Below are 15,045 nucleotides of genomic sequence, written 5' to 3'. Positions count from 1 at the left end.
TTTCCCCCATGTTGCTGATGATTGATAACTACGACTCCTTTACCTACAACGTCGTGCAGTACCTGGGCGAGCTGGGTGCCGAGGTCAAGGTGGTGCGCAACGACGAACTCAGCGTGGCGCAAATTGCTGCGCTGAACCCCGAACGCATCGTGGTTTCGCCGGGCCCGTGCACGCCGACCGAGGCGGGTATTTCCCTCGAGGCTATCCAGTACTTCGCTGGCAAACTGCCGATCCTGGGCGTGTGCCTGGGCCATCAGTCCATCGGCCAGGCGTTTGGCGGTGACGTGGTGCGCGCGCGCCAGGTGATGCACGGCAAGACCAGCCCGGTGTTCCACAAGAACACGGGCGTGTTTCAAGGTCTTAACTTGCCGGTCACGGTGACCCGCTACCATTCGCTGGTAGTCAAGCGCGAAACCCTGCCTGAATGCCTGGAACTGACAGCCTGGACCCAACTGGAAGACGGCTCCGTCGACGAGATCATGGGCCTGCGTCACAAGACACTTAATATCGAAGGGGTGCAATTTCACCCCGAGTCGATCCTGACCGAGCAGGGCTACGAGCTGTTCGCCAACTTTCTCAAGCAGAGCGGCGGCACGCGCTAAGGACTTTCCATGGATATCAAGACTGCCCTGAGCCGTATCGTCGGCCATCTGGACCTGAGCACCGCTGAAATGAGCGATGTGATGCGCGAGATCATGACCGGTCAATGCACCGACGCGCAGATCGGCGCGTTCATGATGGCCATGCGCATGAAGAGCGAAAGCATCGACGAAATCGTCGGCGCCGTCTCGGTGATGCGTGAGCTGGCGGACAAAGTTGAACTCAAGACCCTCGACGGTGTGGTCGACGTGGTCGGCACCGGCGGTGACGGTGCGAATATCTTCAACGTGTCGACGGCTTCGTCCTTTGTAGTGGCGGCGGCGGGTTGCACCGTGGCCAAGCATGGTAACCGTGCGGTGTCCGGCAAGAGCGGCAGTGCCGACCTGCTGGAAGCGGCCGGCATCTACCTGAACCTGACGCCCGTGCAAGTGGCGCGTTGCATCGATAACGTCGGCATCGGCTTCATGTTTGCCCAGTCCCACCACGGCGCAATGAAGCACGCCGCCGGCCCGCGCAAAGACTTGGGCCTGCGCACCTTGTTCAACATGCTCGGCCCGCTTACGAATCCGGCCGGTGTGAAGCACCAGGTGGTGGGCGTATTCAGCCAGGCGTTGTGCCGGCCATTGGCTGAGGTGCTGCAGCGCATGGGCAGCAAGCATGTGCTGGTGGTGCACTCCAAAGACGGCCTGGACGAATTCAGTCTGGCCGCGCCGACTTTTGTGGCGGAACTGAAGGATGACCAGATCAGCGAATATTGGGTCGAGCCTGAAGACTTGGGCATGAAAAGCCAGAGCCTGCACGGTCTGGCGGTGGAAAGCCCGGCGGCGTCGCTGGAGTTGATTCGCGACGCCTTGGGGCGGCGCAAGACCGAGAACGGTCAAAAGGCTGCAGAGATGATTGTTCTCAATGCTGGCGCGGCACTTTACGCCGCCGACCATGCCTATAGTCTTAAGGAAGGTGTCGCGTTGGCCCACGATGCGCTGCACACCGGTCTGGCTCGCGAAAAGCTCGAAGAGCTGGGAGCATTCACCGCAGTATTCAAGATGGAGAATGAAGGATGAGTGTGCCGACCGTTCTGGAAAAGATCCTGGCCCGCAAGGCCGAAGAAGTCGCCGAGCGCCGTGCCCGCGTGAGCCTGGCCGAGCTTGAAACCTTGGCGAAAAGCGCCGGTGCATCGCGCGGGTTTGCCAATGCCTTGATCGCTCAGGCCAAGCTCAAGCAGCCGGCCGTTATCGCTGAGATCAAGAAGGCTTCGCCGAGCAAAGGCGTGATCCGAGAGCACTTCGTACCGGCTGAAATCGCGGCCAGCTACGAGAAGGGCGGCGCGACTTGCCTGTCCGTTTTGACCGATATCGATTTCTTCCAGGGTTCCGATCTGTTCCTGCAACAGGCTCGCGCGGCGTGCAAATTGCCGGTGATCCGCAAGGACTTCATGGTCGACCCGTATCAGATCGTTGAAGCGCGTGCCCTGGGCGCCGACTGCGTGTTGCTGATCGTCTCCGCACTGGATGACGTGAAGCTGGCCGAGCTGGCGGCCGTGGCCAAAAGCGTCGGCCTCGACGTGTTGGTGGAAGTGCATGACGGTGATGAGCTGGAACGCGCATTGAAAACCCTCGACACGCCGCTGGTGGGGGTGAACAACCGTAACCTGCACACCTTTGACGTCAGCCTGGAAACTACCCTCGACCTGTTGCCGCGTATTCCGCGCGACCGTCTGGTGATCACCGAGAGCGGCATCGTCAATCGCGCCGATGTGGAGCTGATGGAAATCAGCGGCGTGTATTCGTTCCTGGTGGGTGAGACGTTCATGCGTGCCGAGAGTCCTGGGGCAGAGCTGCAGCGCCTGTTCTTCCCGGAGCGTGGTGTGGCGGTGAGTGGTTCGACCCTCGATTGATGTGAAATGCGATCAAAATGTGGGAGGGGCGGTGCGACGATTCGACTTGCCCTCGATAGCGGTGGGTCAGTTAGCAACTTTGAACCTGACACACTGCTATCGGAGGCAAGTCGAATCGTCGCACCGCCCCTCCCGCATTTGGTTTTGTGTCTGGTCAGATAGGTAGGTGTGTGATGGCTCAGCCAGTAAGGATGACTGTTGAAGCGGGGCTTGGCGCCGAACAAGCTTTACTGACAGCCGTCTGTGCAGGCGAACAGGAATACGGCCTGCTGTTCTGGCAACCCAGCGATCAAGCCTTGGTGATGCCAAGGCGTTTGAGTCGGCTGCCGGCATTCGAAACGGCCAGCCAAGTCTCGGCCGAGGCCGGCTGGCCGGTGTTGCTAAGGGAGACCGGTGGGGAGCCGGTGCCGCAGTCGAGTGCCACGGTCAATATCGCACTGGTCTATGCGCCACCGCGCAGCGAAGGCGACCAGGGCCGCATCGAAACCGGTTACCAGCGGTTGTGCCAGCCGATCTGCGACGTGCTGATCGAATTGGGTGGCGATGCTTCTGTGGGTGAAATCGACGGCGCATTTTGCGACGGTCGCTACAACGTCAATCTCAATGGCCGCAAAATGGTCGGCACGGCCCAGCGCTGGCGGCAAAGCGGTGGCCGTCCAGTGGGGTTGGTGCATGGCGCCTTGTTGCTGGATAACGATCGCGAAGAGCTGATTGCTGCGGTCAATCGCTTCAATGAGGCTTGTGGTCTGGAGCAACGGGTTCGTGCCGACAGCCATATCGCCCTGCACGAAGCTTTCCCCGCGCCGGATGCGATCAGCCGGCTGGATACGTTGTACCGTCAGATGCTGGCCAGCTTCCTGCCGGGTTAACGGGTACCGAACACCACCATTGTCTTGCCTTTGACGTGTACCAGGTTGCGTTCTTCCAGGTCCTTGAGCACGCGGCCGACCATTTCCCGTGAACAGCCGACAATACGTCCGATTTCCTGGCGCGTAACCTTGATCTGCATGCCATCGGGGTGGGTCATGGCGTCGGGTTGCTTGCACAGTTCCAGCAGGCAGCGGGCCACGCGACCGGTGACGTCGAAGAATGCCAGGTCGCCTACCTTGCGCGTGGTGTCTCGCAGGCGTTGGGCGATCTGGCCGCTGAGGGCGTAGAGGATGTCAGGGTCTTGTTGGGCCAGTTCGCGGAATTTGGTGTAGCTGATCTCGGCCACTTCGCACTCGACTTTGGCCCGCACCCAGGCGCTGCGTTCCTGCTCTTTGCCCGCTTGTTCAAACAGCCCCAGCTCGCCGAAGAAATCCCCGGTGTTCAGGTAGGCGATGATCATCTCGCGGCCGTCTTCGTCCTCGATCAGGATGGTGACCGAGCCTTTGATAATGAAGAACAACGTTTCGGAGCGCTCGCCGGCGCAGATGATGTTGTGCTTGGCCGGATGGCGCCGACGCTGGCAGTGGGTTAACAGCTTGTCGAGATTTTTGATTTTGGGTATGGGAGTAAGAGCAACCATGGTTGTATCCCGAAAAGGCAGCGCGAAGTGGTTTGAGTTGTTGGATTCAGCGGTATCGGCATTGATACACGCTGTATAAAAGGGTGGCAATACGCCATCGATTTGGCGCCAGCTTAACAGACACATTCTGTCTCGATTAGCCAATTTTCCAGGGAAGTCCTGCTATTGATCACTTTTGTGGGAAACGCTGATGCGGGCAGGCCCTGTGCTAAGCTGGCGACCCTTTTTTAGCAGTGGAGTCTGGGCGATGAAGGCACGCATCCAATGGGCGGGCGAAGCCATGTTCCTCGGTGAATCGGGCAGCGGCCATGTAGTGGTCATGGATGGCCCGCCGGAAGCCGGTGGCCGTAACCTGGGCGTACGTCCGATGGAAATGCTCCTGCTTGGCGTAGGCGGTTGCAGCAATTTCGACGTGGTCAGCATCCTGAAGAAATCCCGTCAGGCCGTAGAAAGTTGCGAAGCGTTTCTGGAGGCCGAGCGCGCCACGGAGGATCCCAAGGTGTTCACCAAGATCCACATGCATTTCGTGGTGAAGGGCCGGGGGCTGAAAGAGGCGCAGGTCAAGCGTGCTATTGAACTGTCGGCCGAGAAGTACTGCTCGGCATCGATCATGCTTGGTGCGGCGGGTGTGGCCATCACCCATGATTACGAGATTATCGAGTTGGGCTGATGACTCATCGGCAAAGAGAAGGGCGCTTTGATAGCGCCCTTTTTTTCATCAGGTTGGGTCAGATGCGGTAGGTGCTTTTGGTCATGACCTTGGCCAGCAGGCTCATGCCAAACCTCACTGGCGCCGGGAAGCGGAAACCGCCGGCATCCAGGGCGCTTTCGGCGTGATGTTCTTCATCGATGCGCATCTGCTCAAGAATCGCCCGGGACTTTTCGTCTTCGGCCGGCAATTGTTCCAGGTGTTCATCCAGGTGTTTGCATACCTGATGTTCGGTTGCGGCGACAAAACCGAGGCTGACCTTGTCGCTGATCAAGCCTGCAACCGCGCCGATGCCGAACGACATTCCGTAAAACAGCGGGTTGAGTACGCTGGGATGGCTGCCCAGTTGGCGGATGCGTTGTTCGCACCACGCCAGGTGATCGATTTCTTCCTCGGCTGCGTGTTCCATGGCCACGCGCACTTGTGGCAGCTTGGCGGTCAGGGCCTGGCCCTGGTACAGCGCCTGGGCGCAGACTTCACCGGTATGGTTGATGCGCATCAGGCCGGCGACATGACGGGTCTCTGTCTCGCTCATCTGCGCGTCTGGCTGCACGATGGCGGGCGACGGACGGTAAGGTTGGCCGCTGAAAGGCAGCAATGTGCGCATGGCCGTGTCGGCTTGCAGCAACAGACGGTCAATTGGCGAGTAGTGACGTTGAGTAGTCATGCTGACCTCCGGAAAGAATCTCGGCGGCCAGTTTACCGCAAGAGAGGGTGAAGCGTTTGCGCTGAGTCAAGGGCACGGAGTCGCAGCACAGTGCTGCGATCCGTTTCAGAGGCCTGTCAGCCCGGCGGCCAGTTCATCTGGCGCTGACCCAGCACATGCATATGGATGTGATAGACGGTCTGGCCGCCCTTTTCATTGCAGTTCATGACGACGCGGAAACCTTCCTCGCAGCCAAGTTCAAGGGCCAGGCGCTGGGCGGTGAACAGGATGTGCCCGGCCAGTGCCTTGTCGTCTTGCGTGAGGTCATTGAGCGTACGGATCGGCTTCTTTGGGATCACCAGAAAATGCACTGGCGCCTGAGGGGCAATATCGTGGAAGGCCAGGACTTGGTCATCCTCATAGATAATCTTCGCAGGTATTTCTCTGTTGATGATCTTTGTGAACAGAGTATCCACAGCTGTTTCTCCATTATGAATGTGCTGGGTGAGTGTACTCAGGCAATCAACGTGGGCAATAGGCCTTGTTGATCGCACCGGCGATCTTGCGGGTCAGCCAGCGTGGGCTCAAGCGCGGGCTGAAGGCCAGCCAGCGGTTGCGTCGTCCGGGAATAATGATGGCTTTGTTCTTTTCCAGCGCCCGCACGGTGTACAGCGCGACTTCTTCCGGGCTCATCAGCTGCTCGCTGCGGTCGAGTTTGGCGGTGTCCATGTGCGCGGTGCCGAAGAACGCGGTGCGCGTAGGGCCAGGGCAAAGCACCGAGACCTTGATGCCACAGGTCCTCAGTTCTTCGCGCAGGCCTTCGGAGAAGTGCAGCACATAGGCCTTGCTGGCGTAGTAGCTGCTCATCCATGGGCCGGGTTGGAAGGCGGCCACCGAGGCGACATTGAGGATTTGCCCGCCGCCATGCAGCGCCATGGCATTGCCCAGGGCGTGACACATGCGGGTCAGGGCGAGGATGTTGACTTCGATCAGGTCCTGTTCGGTCATCCAGTCCTGGGCCAGGAAGGGGCCGCTGGTGCCGATACCGGCGCAGTTCACCAGCAGGTCGATCTGCCGTTCGCCTTCTTCAAGCTCCAGCAGGAACCCGGACAAGCGCAGCGGCTCGCCCAGGTCGCAGGCGCGAAACAGCACCTCGACGCCAAAGCGTTGAGTCAGTTCGAGTGCAATGCTTTCCAACTGATCACGCTGGCGGGCCACCAGAATCAAGCTGCGGCCGCGACGGGCAAGGGCTTCGGCCAAGGCCAGGCCGATGCCGCTGGAAGCACCGGTGATCAGAGCGTAACGGGTCATGCCTTTCTCCATCGCAACGCCCCCATCAATGATGAAGGCATCACGGATGGGGGCGTTTCTTTACTGTTCTTCCGGGGAGTCTACAGGTTCGGCCGCTTCGTCAGCACTTTGCGCGTCTTCTTGCTCGACGATCACGCTGGTGTCGGCGTCTTCATCGGAGGTGATGGAGCTGCTTTCGTAGCTGCTGTCCATGTTGGCTTCGAGTTGGTCGAAGTAGCCGTTCATGCCCAGCGACACTGCGATGATGAGTATTACCGGAATGAACGCCAGCCACAGGGTGGCCAATACCTTTACCGAAGTGGAGTTGCGCGGTGGCGGCGCGCCGTACTGGTTGGCGCCCGTGTTACCCGGCATCACCAGCAGCAGCAGTGGGAAAATGCTGTTCACCAGCGGTACCAGGTTCAGCAGGTACAGCCAGCCGGACCACCCGAGGTCATGCAGGCGTTGTACGCCGATTTGCACGCTCACGACGACTGCCGCGACGAACAACGCGAGACCCAGCAGCACGCCGAGAATGGTGCCTGCCGTCGGCGAAGCGGTGGCCACGGCAAAGCCAACGGTGCTGATGATGCCAGCCGCAACCAGCAGCGCAACGGTCAGTACCAGCGTCCATGCCAGGTACCGCAGGCGACCGATACGCCCGTTGATGGTGAAGACCTTGAGTTCGGCGTACTCCGGCAGGTTCTCACCCACTGCGGCACGCGGCGGTGCGTAGGGTGAGGCGGCCGGGCGTGAGAAATCCGCGGCGCCGGAATCGGTCTCGTGGGTTTCGGCCAGGCTGAATGCCACGGGTTGTTCGGCTTCGATACGCGCATCGACACCGGCGTTTCTCAACGCGGCGAGGTAGGTGTCGGCATCGGGACGGGGCAGGTCGCGTTTCAATGCAACCGGGCGGCCGGTGAAGAGTTTCTCGATTTCTTCAACGGTGCTCTTGAACAGTTCGGCCAGGTTCATCTTGGCCGTGGTGCTCTCGACACCCGGGAGCAAGGCTCCATCAAACACTATCTTGAAACGGTTGTCGCTCATGCGGGCATCCTTGTCATCTAATCAGTGGGGGAGTGCAGGCCCGCTCAAACGGCAGGTCATGCGGTGGGTTCAGCGTGGCCAACGCAACTGTGCCGCTTGCTCGCGCGCCTTGCGGTATTCGGCGTCCAGGCGGGCAACAAGTTCATCGACGCTGGGCAAATCATTTATCTCACCGACGCCCTGGCCGGCGGACCAAACGGTCTTCCAGGCCTTGGCTTCGTCATTCAACGGCTTGAGCTTGGCGCCGAAATTGACTTCGCCTTTGCCTTGCAGGGCGGCGAGATCGAAACCGGCGTTTTCCAGGCTCTGGCGCATAAAGCTTGCAGGCACGCCGGAGACAGCAGGAGTGTGCACGATGTCTGCGGCACGCGATGTGAGCAGCATCTCTTTATACGCATCTGGGGCGTGGCTTTGCGTCGTGCCGATAAAGCGCGTGCCGAAATAGGCCAGGTCCGCTCCCAGCAGTTGGGCGGCGAGTATCTCATGACCGTGGTTCAAGCAGCCGGCCAGCAGCAGGGTTTTATCGAAAAATTGGCGAATCTCCGCGACCAGCGCAAATGGGCTCCAAGTGCCGGCATGGCCACCGGCGCCCGCCGCCACGGCGATCAGACCGTCCACACCGGCTTGCGCGGCTTTTTCGGCATGCCGCCGCGTGGTGACGTCATGGAACACCAGGCCACCATAGCTGTGTACGGCGTCCACCAACTCCTTCACTGCGCCCAGGCTGGTGATGACGATGGGGACCTTGTGCTCGACGCAGATCGCCAGGTCTGCTTCCAGGCGTGGGTTGCTGTTGTGCACGATGAGGTTGACGGCGTAGGGCGCGGGGTTGTCCAACTGCGCCAGGCCCGCTTCGATTTCCTCCAGCCAGGCCTTGAAACCACTGCTTTCGCGCTGGTTAAGGGCCGGGAAGCTCCCAACCACCCCATTACGACAACAGGCAAGTACCAGTTGCGGGTTGGAAATCAGGAACATCGGCGCTGCTACCACGGGCAGGCGCAGACGTTGTTCAAGCAGAGCGGGCAGCGTCATTGGAAGTCCCCCGGATAATTGAAATTAGAACGGTTTGACCACGACCAAAATTACGATAGCCAGCAATATCAGAACCGGCACTTCATTGAACCAGCGATAAAAGACATGGCTGCGGGTGTTTTCGCCACGGGCAAAACGTTTTACCTGGGCGCCGCACATGTGGTGATAACCGATCAGCAGCACCACCAGTGTCAGCTTGGCGTGAATCCAGCCGCCCGTGCTGAAGACGCCTGGGTTAAGCGCGATCAACCAGATGCCAAACACCAGGCTGGCAAGCATCGCCGGGCCCATGATGCCGCGGTACAACTTGCGCTCCATGACGCTGAAGCGTTCCTTGCTGACGGTGTCTTCGCTTTGGGCGTGGTAGACAAACAGGCGTGGCAGGTAGAACAGCCCGGCAAACCAGCAGACGATGCTGACGATATGGAAGGCTTTGACCCATAGATAGAGCATGTTTAGTTATTCCCAGGTTCACGGTAACTGAAGATAGTAGTGGCTCATGCGTCCGTACGTCACGTTGGCGGTTGTCGCAGAACGATGCGGCCCCTATTATCGACGGCTTTCCAGTGGTTCGTTGAGGGCAGGTTTATGGTCAAGGTCGGTATCGTCGGCGGCACGGGTTACACCGGTGTCGAATTGCTGCGTCTGTTGGCTCAGCATCCGCAAGCTGAGGTGGTGGTCATCACTTCTCGATCCGAGGCCGGCCTGGCCGTGGCCGATATGTACCCGAACCTGCGAGGCCATTACGACGGCCTGGCGTTCAGCGTGCCGGACATCAAGACCCTTGGCGCCTGCGACGTAGTGTTCTTTGCCACGCCCCACGGTGTTGCCCATGCACTGGCCGGTGAGCTGCTGGCAGCCGGCACCAAGGTAATCGACCTGTCGGCGGACTTCCGTCTGCAGGACGCCGATGAATGGGCCAAATGGTACAACCAGCCTCACGGTGCGCCGCAGCTGTTGGAAGAAGCCGTGTATGGCCTGCCGGAGGTCAATCGTGAGCAAATCAAGCAGGCGCGTCTGATCGCTGTGCCGGGTTGCTATCCGACCGCAACCCAGCTGGGTTTCCTGCCGCTGCTCGAAGCGGGCCTGGCCGATACTTCGCGCTTGATCGCAGACTGCAAGTCGGGTGTCAGCGGCGCCGGCCGTGGTGCCGCGGTAGGTTCGCTGTACTCCGAAACGTCGGAAAGCATGAAAGCCTATGCGGTAAAGGGGCATCGCCATCTGCCGGAAATTCGTCAGGGCCTGCGCCGTGCTGCCGGAAAGGACGTTGGGCTGACCTTCGTACCGCACCTGACGCCAATGATTCGCGGTATTCACTCCACGCTCTACGCGACGGTGGTTGATCGCTCGGTTGATCTGCAGGCGTTGTTTGAGAAGCGCTATGCCAATGAACCGTTCGTCGACGTAATGCCGGCCGGCAGCCACCCGGAAACCCGCAGCGTGCGTGGTGCCAACGTCTGCCGGATCGCGGTACATCGTCCGCAGGACGGTGACCTGGTGGTGGTGTTGTCGGTGATCGATAACCTGGTCAAGGGCGCGTCTGGCCAGGCGGTACAGAACATGAACATTCTGTTTGGCCTGGATGAAAAGTTGGGCCTGTCCCACGCGGGCATGCTGCCTTAACGGCGGCCGCACGCCGCAAGTTGGCAATGGCAGGCTTGAAGCTTATGGCTTTAAGCTTGCCGCTGCTCCCTTAATAGTTGACCGCTTTTCTAGGAGAAGCGGATAATACCGGCCATTACGCATATGGCGGCGCTACGCCGGGAGATTATCAGCATGAGCGTTGAATCCTTCACCCCCACGGCTTTGCAATTCACCCACGGTGCTGCGCACAAGGTGAAGAGCCTGGTCGATGAAGAGGGTAATGATCGCTTGAAGCTGCGCGTATTCGTTACGGGCGGCGGTTGTTCAGGGTTTCAGTACGGTTTTACCTTCGATGAAGACGTGGCTGACGATGACACCATCGTTGAACGCGAGGGCGTCAGCCTGGTTGTGGACCCGATGAGCTTCCAATACCTGGCCGGTGCAGAGGTGGATTATCAGGAAGGTCTGGAGGGTTCGCGTTTCGTGATCAAGAACCCTAACGCCACTACCACTTGTGGTTGCGGGTCTTCGTTCTCGATCTGATCGATGGTCTGGTCCATAACCGATAGAAACGCCGCTTGGCTTTGAACAGCCAAGCGGCGTTTTGCTGTCTGGCGCTCAGGCGGGGTAGATCGCGCCCAAGATTCGCAAGCCACGTGCGCCAGTGACGCTGGGACGGTTGGCGGCGATGCCTTCCAGGCAGCAATGGGCCAGCCAGGCGAAGGCCATGGCTTCGACCCAATCCGGGTCTACGCCATACTTGGTGGTGCTGCTGACCTGGGTTGAAGGTAGCAGGGCCGCCAGGCGGTTCATCAAGGTCGTGTTATGGGCGCCGCCGCCACACACCAACAGGGTTTCGGTATGAGGCTGCGCCATTTGCAGGGACTCGACGATGGTCCGTGCGGTGAGTTCGAGCAGCGTCGCCTGAATGTCTTGAGGCTGAAAGGCTGGCAATTGGCCGAGGTGCTGTTGCAGCCATTGCAGGTTGAACACCTCTCGACCGGTGCTTTTGGGGCCTTTGGTCAAGAAAAACGGATCGCCGAGCAATGTATTGAGCAGTTGGGGCTCGACCTTGCCACTGCCTGCCCATTGACCGTCACGGTCGAAGTTCTCTCCACGCTGCAGATGAATCCAGGCGTCCAGCAGGACATTGCCTGGCCCACAGTCGAAACCTGCTACGGGCTTGCCGGTTTCGATCAGGCTGAGGTTGCTGAAACCGCCTACATTCAATACCGCGCGTTTCCCTGTGCGTTCGCCAAACAGTGCTTCATGAAACGCGGGTACCAGCGGCGCGCCTTGGCCGCCGGCGGCCACATCGCGGCTGCGGAAATCGCTGACCACGGTGATACCTGTCAGCTCGGTGAGCAGCGCCGGGTTACCGATCTGTACGGTAAACCCTAGAGAAGGCTCGTGGCGGATGGTCTGCCCATGGCTGCCGATTGCGCGAATGGCCTGGGGGTTGAGGTTTTGCTGGGCGAGCAGGGTGTGAATGCCTTGGGCCGCGAGGCGGACCCAGTGCTGCTGGGCAATTGCTGAGCGGGCTATCTCATCCGGGCCGCTGGCGCACAAGCTCAGCAGCTCGGCGCGCAGAGTATCCGGCATTGGCGTGTAGTGAGTGGCGATCAGGTTGATCGCCGAATCCTGTTCGATCAGGGCGATATCCAGGCCATCGAGGCTGGTTCCGGACATCACGCCTATATAGAGCGGCATGGCTTAACGCTTCGCCGAGGCCAGCAGGGTGGAGCGCTCCTGGTCCATGCGCGCCATCAGTGGTTGGCTTTGCTGCATGAAGCGCGCGCGTTCGGCCTTGGCGATCGGGTCGGCCATCGGCAGTTTTTGGCCCAAAGGGTCGACGTGTACGCCATTGACCTGGAATTCATAGTGCAAGTGTGGGCCGGTGGACAGGCCCGTTGTGCCGATATAACCGATCACCTGCCCCTGCTTGACGTTACCGCCGGTCTTCACGCCTTTGGCGAAGCCTTGCATATGGCCGTACAACGTACGATAGGTATTGCCGTGCTGGATGATGACGGTGTTGCCGTAACCGCCGCGACGCCCGGCCAGCAGAACCTTGCCATCACCGGCTGCCTTGATCGGCGTGCCGCGCGGGGCGGCATAGTCGACGCCTTTGTGCGCGCGGATTTTGTTCAGAATTGGATGCTTGCGACCCATGGAGAAACGCGAGCTAATACGAGCGAAGTCCACTGGCGTGCGGATGAACGCTTTGCGCATGCTATTGCCGTCGGCGGTGTAGTAGCTGCTGTTGCCTTGTTTGTTGGTGTAACGCACAGCGGTATAGGTCTTGCCGCGGTTGGTGAAGCGTGCGGAAAGAATGTTGCCGGTGCCGACCACTTTGCCGTTGGCGACTTTCTGCTCGTAGATCACATCGAATTCGTCACCCTGGCGGATGTCCTGGGCGAAGTCGATGTCGTAGCCAAACACACTGGCCATGTCCATGGTCATGTTGTGGGACAAACCGGCGCGGGCGGCCGATTGTGACAGCGAGCTATTGATCACGCCGTGGACGTAGGCAGAGCGCATGACGGGTTTAGTGGTGATGCGGTTGAAGGCAAAGCCTTTGGCGCCCCTGGTCAGGGAGATGCTTTCGAGGTCATTGACGTTGCTGTGCAGGGTATTCAGCTGGCCGTCCGGCGTCAGCTCGAACTCAAGTTTCTGGCCGTGTTTAAGCTGGGTGAATTGCTTGGCTTGCTTGTCGCTGGTCAGCACTTCGTTGACGGTTGCAGCGGGGAGGCCGACCTTCTCGAACAAGGTCGAAAGTGTATCGCCTTTTGCCACGATCACTTCGCGGTGTTGGGCATTCTTGGCGGTGTCTGCTGCGGGTTTCGGTTGGTCCTGCACGGCTTGCTGCGTGTCTTCGGGCGTGCTTTCTATCTGCGCGAACGGCGATTCAGCTGGCGCATTTGTGGCTTGTTGAGCGTCGGAAGCGTCTTGATCTTGTGTCAGTTGTTCAACCGGACTTTCCAAGTCAAGGCTGAGGGATGTTCGTTTGGCTTCTACGTCACTGGAAGGGAATACCAGGAGTGCCAGGCTGAGAAGGGCGGCGATACCACTTGCGGCGAGCAGGTGGGTCTTCGGGTAAAGCGGCGGCGCTTTAGACGGTTCGGTGGTCATAGGTAATTTGACTTTGAAGATGAAATGGAAAAGATGAATGACATGATGAAGATGAAATAACTGTATAAAATATAACCAAATCATCTGTGGCGCAAGCTCGCGAACGCTGGGCTTGCTGAACGGTGTCCGTGCGCAGGGCAAAACTTGTAATTAGTCCCTGATCTTGTATGGTTGGTTCCCTTTTGAATCTGAGCCTTGCGGGTCTGTTATGAAGTCGGTTGAAGAGCAGCTAGCGCTGATAAAACGTGGTGCGGAAGAACTGTTGGTCGAGGCCGAGCTGATCGAAAAGCTCAAGCGTGGTCAGCCCCTGCGTATCAAGGCTGGCTTTGATCCGACGGCGCCGGATCTGCACCTGGGTCATACCGTGCTTATTAATAAGCTGCGCCAATTTCAGGAGCTGGGGCATCAGGTCATCTTCCTTATAGGTGATTTCACCGGGATGATCGGTGATCCGAGTGGCAAGAGTGCCACGCGTCCGCCGCTGACCCGTGAGCAGGTGCTCGATAACGCCGAGACCTACAAGACTCAGGTGTTCAAGATTCTTGATCCGGCCAAGACCGAGGTGGCGTTCAACTCTACCTGGATGGATCAGATGGGTCCGGCGGACTTCATTCGCCTGACTTCCCAGTACACCGTTGCGCGCATGCTTGAGCGTGATGACTTCGACAAGCGCTATTCGACCAATCAGCCGATCGCCATTCATGAGTTTTTGTACCCGCTGGTTCAAGGGTATGACTCGGTGGCGTTGCGTGCCGACGTGGAGTTGGGCGGTACCGATCAGAAATTCAACCTGCTGATGGGGCGAGAGCTGCAGCGTGCGTATGGCCAGGAGGCTCAGTGCATTCTGACCATGCCGTTGCTGGAAGGGTTGGATGGCGTCAAGAAGATGTCCAAGTCCCTGGGTAACTATGTGGGGATCCAGGAGGCGCCGGGTGTGATGTACGGCAAATTGGTTTCCATTCCTGATGCGCTGATGTGGCGTTACTTCGAGCTGCTGAGTTTCCGTTCGATGGATGAGATCAATGCGCTGCGTGCTGATGTTGAAGCAGGCGCCAATCCGCGTGATGTGAAAATCAAGCTGGCCGAAGAGATTGTTGCGCGCTTCCATGGTGAAGAAGCGGCGGCGAGCGCACATCGTGCAGCGGGCAATCGCATGAAGGATGGCGAGCTGCCGGATGACCTGCCGGAAATTGAGTTGGCGGCTGCCGAGGCGATGCCTATCGCTGCTGTCCTTAATAAGGCGGGCTTGGTGAAGAACTCGGCAGTGGCGCGTGATCTGCTGGGTTCCGGCGGCGTGCGTATAGATGGTGAGGTGGTGGATCGCACCTTTATATATGAGCTGGGGGCGACCCATGTTTGTCAGGCGGGGAAGAAGGCATTTGCGCGTATTACGCTCAAATCCGAATAAGTCCTGAATTAGGTGTTGACGGCGAATTATATCTGTCTATAATTCGCCCCACTTCCGGCGCAGTCGAAACGGAAAACTCCTTGGTAAACAATGAGTTAAGTGGTTTTCGACAGCAAGTCGCTTCAGTTCATCGAAGCCAAAAGGAAGTTGAAAAAGAGGTGTTGACAGCAGCGTGTAACGCTGTAGAATTCGC

Annotated in this window: 17 protein-coding genes; 8 read left to right on the top strand and 9 right to left on the bottom strand. The window is 59.0% G+C overall.

Annotated features, from left to right (window positions below; all coding sequences use genetic code 11):
- The first annotated feature begins 8 nt into the window (after positions 1-8).
- From V6M90_RS18860 to V6M90_RS18845, 4 genes are all read left to right on the top strand, one after another.
- Complete coding sequence (locus V6M90_RS18860; RefSeq protein WP_003176457.1) at positions 9-602, top strand: aminodeoxychorismate/anthranilate synthase component II; 594 nt, start codon at positions 9-11, stop codon at positions 600-602.
- Between the two features lie 9 nt (positions 603-611).
- A complete protein-coding gene (gene trpD, locus V6M90_RS18855) occupies positions 612-1,661 on the top strand; it encodes an anthranilate phosphoribosyltransferase (protein ID WP_003176456.1) in 1,050 nt (349 codons plus the stop codon).
- Positions 1,658-2,494, top strand: a complete 837-nt coding sequence (gene trpC, locus V6M90_RS18850) for an indole-3-glycerol phosphate synthase TrpC (RefSeq protein WP_332846940.1) — start codon at positions 1,658-1,660, stop codon at positions 2,492-2,494. The genes trpD and trpC overlap by 4 nt, the downstream gene beginning before the upstream one ends.
- Positions 2,495-2,667: 173 nt before the next feature.
- The gene (locus tag V6M90_RS18845; protein WP_141062970.1) at positions 2,668-3,363 is read left to right on the top strand and encodes a lipoate--protein ligase family protein; all 696 of its coding nucleotides are present in this window, start codon (positions 2,668-2,670) and stop codon (positions 3,361-3,363) included.
- On the opposite strand, the gene crp is transcribed toward V6M90_RS18845, so the two are convergent.
- Positions 3,360-4,004, bottom strand: coding sequence for a cAMP-activated global transcriptional regulator CRP (gene crp, locus V6M90_RS18840; protein ID WP_042945961.1), 645 nt, complete (start codon positions 4,002-4,004; stop codon positions 3,360-3,362). The two genes, V6M90_RS18845 and crp, sit on opposite strands and share 4 nt — an antisense overlap.
- A 247-nt stretch (positions 4,005-4,251) precedes the next feature.
- Here crp and V6M90_RS18835 point away from each other — a divergent pair, with 247 nt between their 5' ends.
- Positions 4,252-4,674, top strand: a complete 423-nt coding sequence (locus tag V6M90_RS18835; protein ID WP_003176451.1) for an OsmC family protein — start codon at positions 4,252-4,254, stop codon at positions 4,672-4,674.
- Positions 4,675-4,732: 58 nt separating this feature from the next.
- Here the strand turns inward: V6M90_RS18835 and coq7 are convergent, their stop codons facing one another.
- The 6 genes from coq7 to hemJ form a co-directional block, all read right to left on the bottom strand.
- On the bottom strand, positions 4,733-5,380 hold the full coding sequence (gene coq7 / locus V6M90_RS18830; protein ID WP_141062971.1) for a 2-polyprenyl-3-methyl-6-methoxy-1,4-benzoquinone monooxygenase: 648 nt from the start codon (positions 5,378-5,380) through the stop codon (positions 4,733-4,735).
- 116 nt (positions 5,381-5,496) lie between these two features.
- Entirely contained in the window at positions 5,497-5,835 is a 339-nt protein-coding gene (locus V6M90_RS18825; protein ID WP_003176449.1) for a histidine triad nucleotide-binding protein, read from the bottom strand.
- 46 nt (positions 5,836-5,881) lie between these two features.
- Positions 5,882-6,670 carry an SDR family NAD(P)-dependent oxidoreductase gene (locus V6M90_RS18820; protein WP_003176448.1) on the bottom strand — a complete coding sequence of 263 codons (789 nt, stop codon included), beginning with the start codon at positions 6,668-6,670 and terminating at the stop codon, positions 5,882-5,884.
- A gap of 60 nt (positions 6,671-6,730) precedes the next feature.
- Positions 6,731-7,696: a DUF805 domain-containing protein gene (locus tag V6M90_RS18815; protein ID WP_332846939.1), complete on the bottom strand. Its 966-nt coding sequence runs from the start codon at positions 7,694-7,696 to the stop codon at positions 6,731-6,733.
- Positions 7,697-7,765: 69 nt separating this feature from the next.
- Positions 7,766-8,728, bottom strand: coding sequence for an NAD(P)H-dependent flavin oxidoreductase (locus tag V6M90_RS18810; protein ID WP_003176446.1), 963 nt, complete (start codon positions 8,726-8,728; stop codon positions 7,766-7,768).
- 24 nt (positions 8,729-8,752) lie between these two features.
- Complete coding sequence (hemJ, locus tag V6M90_RS18805; RefSeq protein WP_003176445.1) at positions 8,753-9,181, bottom strand: protoporphyrinogen oxidase HemJ; 429 nt, start codon at positions 9,179-9,181, stop codon at positions 8,753-8,755.
- Positions 9,182-9,316: 135 nt separating this feature from the next.
- Between hemJ and argC the strand changes: the two genes are divergently transcribed.
- Together argC and erpA are read left to right on the top strand one after the other, a co-directional pair.
- Positions 9,317-10,351: an N-acetyl-gamma-glutamyl-phosphate reductase gene (gene argC, locus V6M90_RS18800; protein ID WP_078826291.1), complete on the top strand. Its 1,035-nt coding sequence runs from the start codon at positions 9,317-9,319 to the stop codon at positions 10,349-10,351.
- Positions 10,352-10,504: 153 nt separating this feature from the next.
- Positions 10,505-10,855, top strand: a complete 351-nt coding sequence (gene erpA, locus V6M90_RS18795) for an iron-sulfur cluster insertion protein ErpA (protein WP_003176443.1) — start codon at positions 10,505-10,507, stop codon at positions 10,853-10,855.
- A gap of 75 nt (positions 10,856-10,930) precedes the next feature.
- Here erpA and V6M90_RS18790 read toward each other — a convergent pair whose 3' ends face one another.
- Together V6M90_RS18790 and V6M90_RS18785 are read right to left on the bottom strand one after the other, a co-directional pair.
- Positions 10,931-12,022, bottom strand: coding sequence for an anhydro-N-acetylmuramic acid kinase (locus V6M90_RS18790; RefSeq protein ID WP_332846938.1), 1,092 nt, complete (start codon positions 12,020-12,022; stop codon positions 10,931-10,933).
- A gap of 3 nt (positions 12,023-12,025) precedes the next feature.
- Positions 12,026-13,444: a peptidoglycan DD-metalloendopeptidase family protein gene (locus V6M90_RS18785; protein WP_042945356.1), complete on the bottom strand. Its 1,419-nt coding sequence runs from the start codon at positions 13,442-13,444 to the stop codon at positions 12,026-12,028.
- Between the two features lie 208 nt (positions 13,445-13,652).
- Between V6M90_RS18785 and tyrS the strand changes: the two genes are divergently transcribed.
- Positions 13,653-14,852, top strand: coding sequence for a tyrosine--tRNA ligase (gene tyrS / locus V6M90_RS18780; protein WP_003176440.1), 1,200 nt, complete (start codon positions 13,653-13,655; stop codon positions 14,850-14,852).
- Positions 14,853-15,045: the final 193 nt, after the last annotated feature.

The sequence above is a fragment of the Pseudomonas lactucae genome, from assembly GCF_036688725.1.
Classification (GTDB): domain Bacteria; phylum Pseudomonadota; class Gammaproteobacteria; order Pseudomonadales; family Pseudomonadaceae; genus Aquipseudomonas; species Aquipseudomonas lactucae.
The sequence above is the reverse complement of the archived record's forward strand: the minus strand, read 5'-3'. Positions and strand labels throughout refer to the sequence as shown.

What these genes read in the sequence shown, in the direction of transcription:
- V6M90_RS18860 (WP_003176457.1), top strand. Translation starts at nt 9, where the DNA reads ATGTTGCTGATGATTGATAACTACGACTCCTTTACCTACAACGTCGTG.
- trpD (WP_003176456.1), top strand. Translation starts at nt 612, where the DNA reads ATGGATATCAAGACTGCCCTGAGCCGTATCGTCGGCCATCTGGACCTG.
- trpC (WP_332846940.1), top strand. Translation starts at nt 1,658, where the DNA reads ATGAGTGTGCCGACCGTTCTGGAAAAGATCCTGGCCCGCAAGGCCGAA.
- V6M90_RS18845 (WP_141062970.1), top strand. Translation starts at nt 2,668, where the DNA reads ATGGCTCAGCCAGTAAGGATGACTGTTGAAGCGGGGCTTGGCGCCGAA.
- crp (WP_042945961.1), bottom strand. Translation starts at nt 4,004, where the DNA reads ATGGTTGCTCTTACTCCCATACCCAAAATCAAAAATCTCGACAAGCTG.
- V6M90_RS18835 (WP_003176451.1), top strand. Translation starts at nt 4,252, where the DNA reads ATGAAGGCACGCATCCAATGGGCGGGCGAAGCCATGTTCCTCGGTGAA.
- coq7 (WP_141062971.1), bottom strand. Translation starts at nt 5,380, where the DNA reads ATGACTACTCAACGTCACTACTCGCCAATTGACCGTCTGTTGCTGCAA.
- V6M90_RS18820 (WP_003176448.1), bottom strand. Translation starts at nt 6,670, where the DNA reads ATGACCCGTTACGCTCTGATCACCGGTGCTTCCAGCGGCATCGGCCTG.
- V6M90_RS18815 (WP_332846939.1), bottom strand. Translation starts at nt 7,696, where the DNA reads ATGAGCGACAACCGTTTCAAGATAGTGTTTGATGGAGCCTTGCTCCCG.
- V6M90_RS18810 (WP_003176446.1), bottom strand. Translation starts at nt 8,728, where the DNA reads ATGACGCTGCCCGCTCTGCTTGAACAACGTCTGCGCCTGCCCGTGGTA.
- hemJ (WP_003176445.1), bottom strand. Translation starts at nt 9,181, where the DNA reads ATGCTCTATCTATGGGTCAAAGCCTTCCATATCGTCAGCATCGTCTGC.
- argC (WP_078826291.1), top strand. Translation starts at nt 9,317, where the DNA reads ATGGTCAAGGTCGGTATCGTCGGCGGCACGGGTTACACCGGTGTCGAA.
- erpA (WP_003176443.1), top strand. Translation starts at nt 10,505, where the DNA reads ATGAGCGTTGAATCCTTCACCCCCACGGCTTTGCAATTCACCCACGGT.
- V6M90_RS18790 (WP_332846938.1), bottom strand. Translation starts at nt 12,022, where the DNA reads ATGCCGCTCTATATAGGCGTGATGTCCGGAACCAGCCTCGATGGCCTG.
- V6M90_RS18785 (WP_042945356.1), bottom strand. Translation starts at nt 13,444, where the DNA reads ATGACCACCGAACCGTCTAAAGCGCCGCCGCTTTACCCGAAGACCCAC.
- tyrS (WP_003176440.1), top strand. Translation starts at nt 13,653, where the DNA reads ATGAAGTCGGTTGAAGAGCAGCTAGCGCTGATAAAACGTGGTGCGGAA.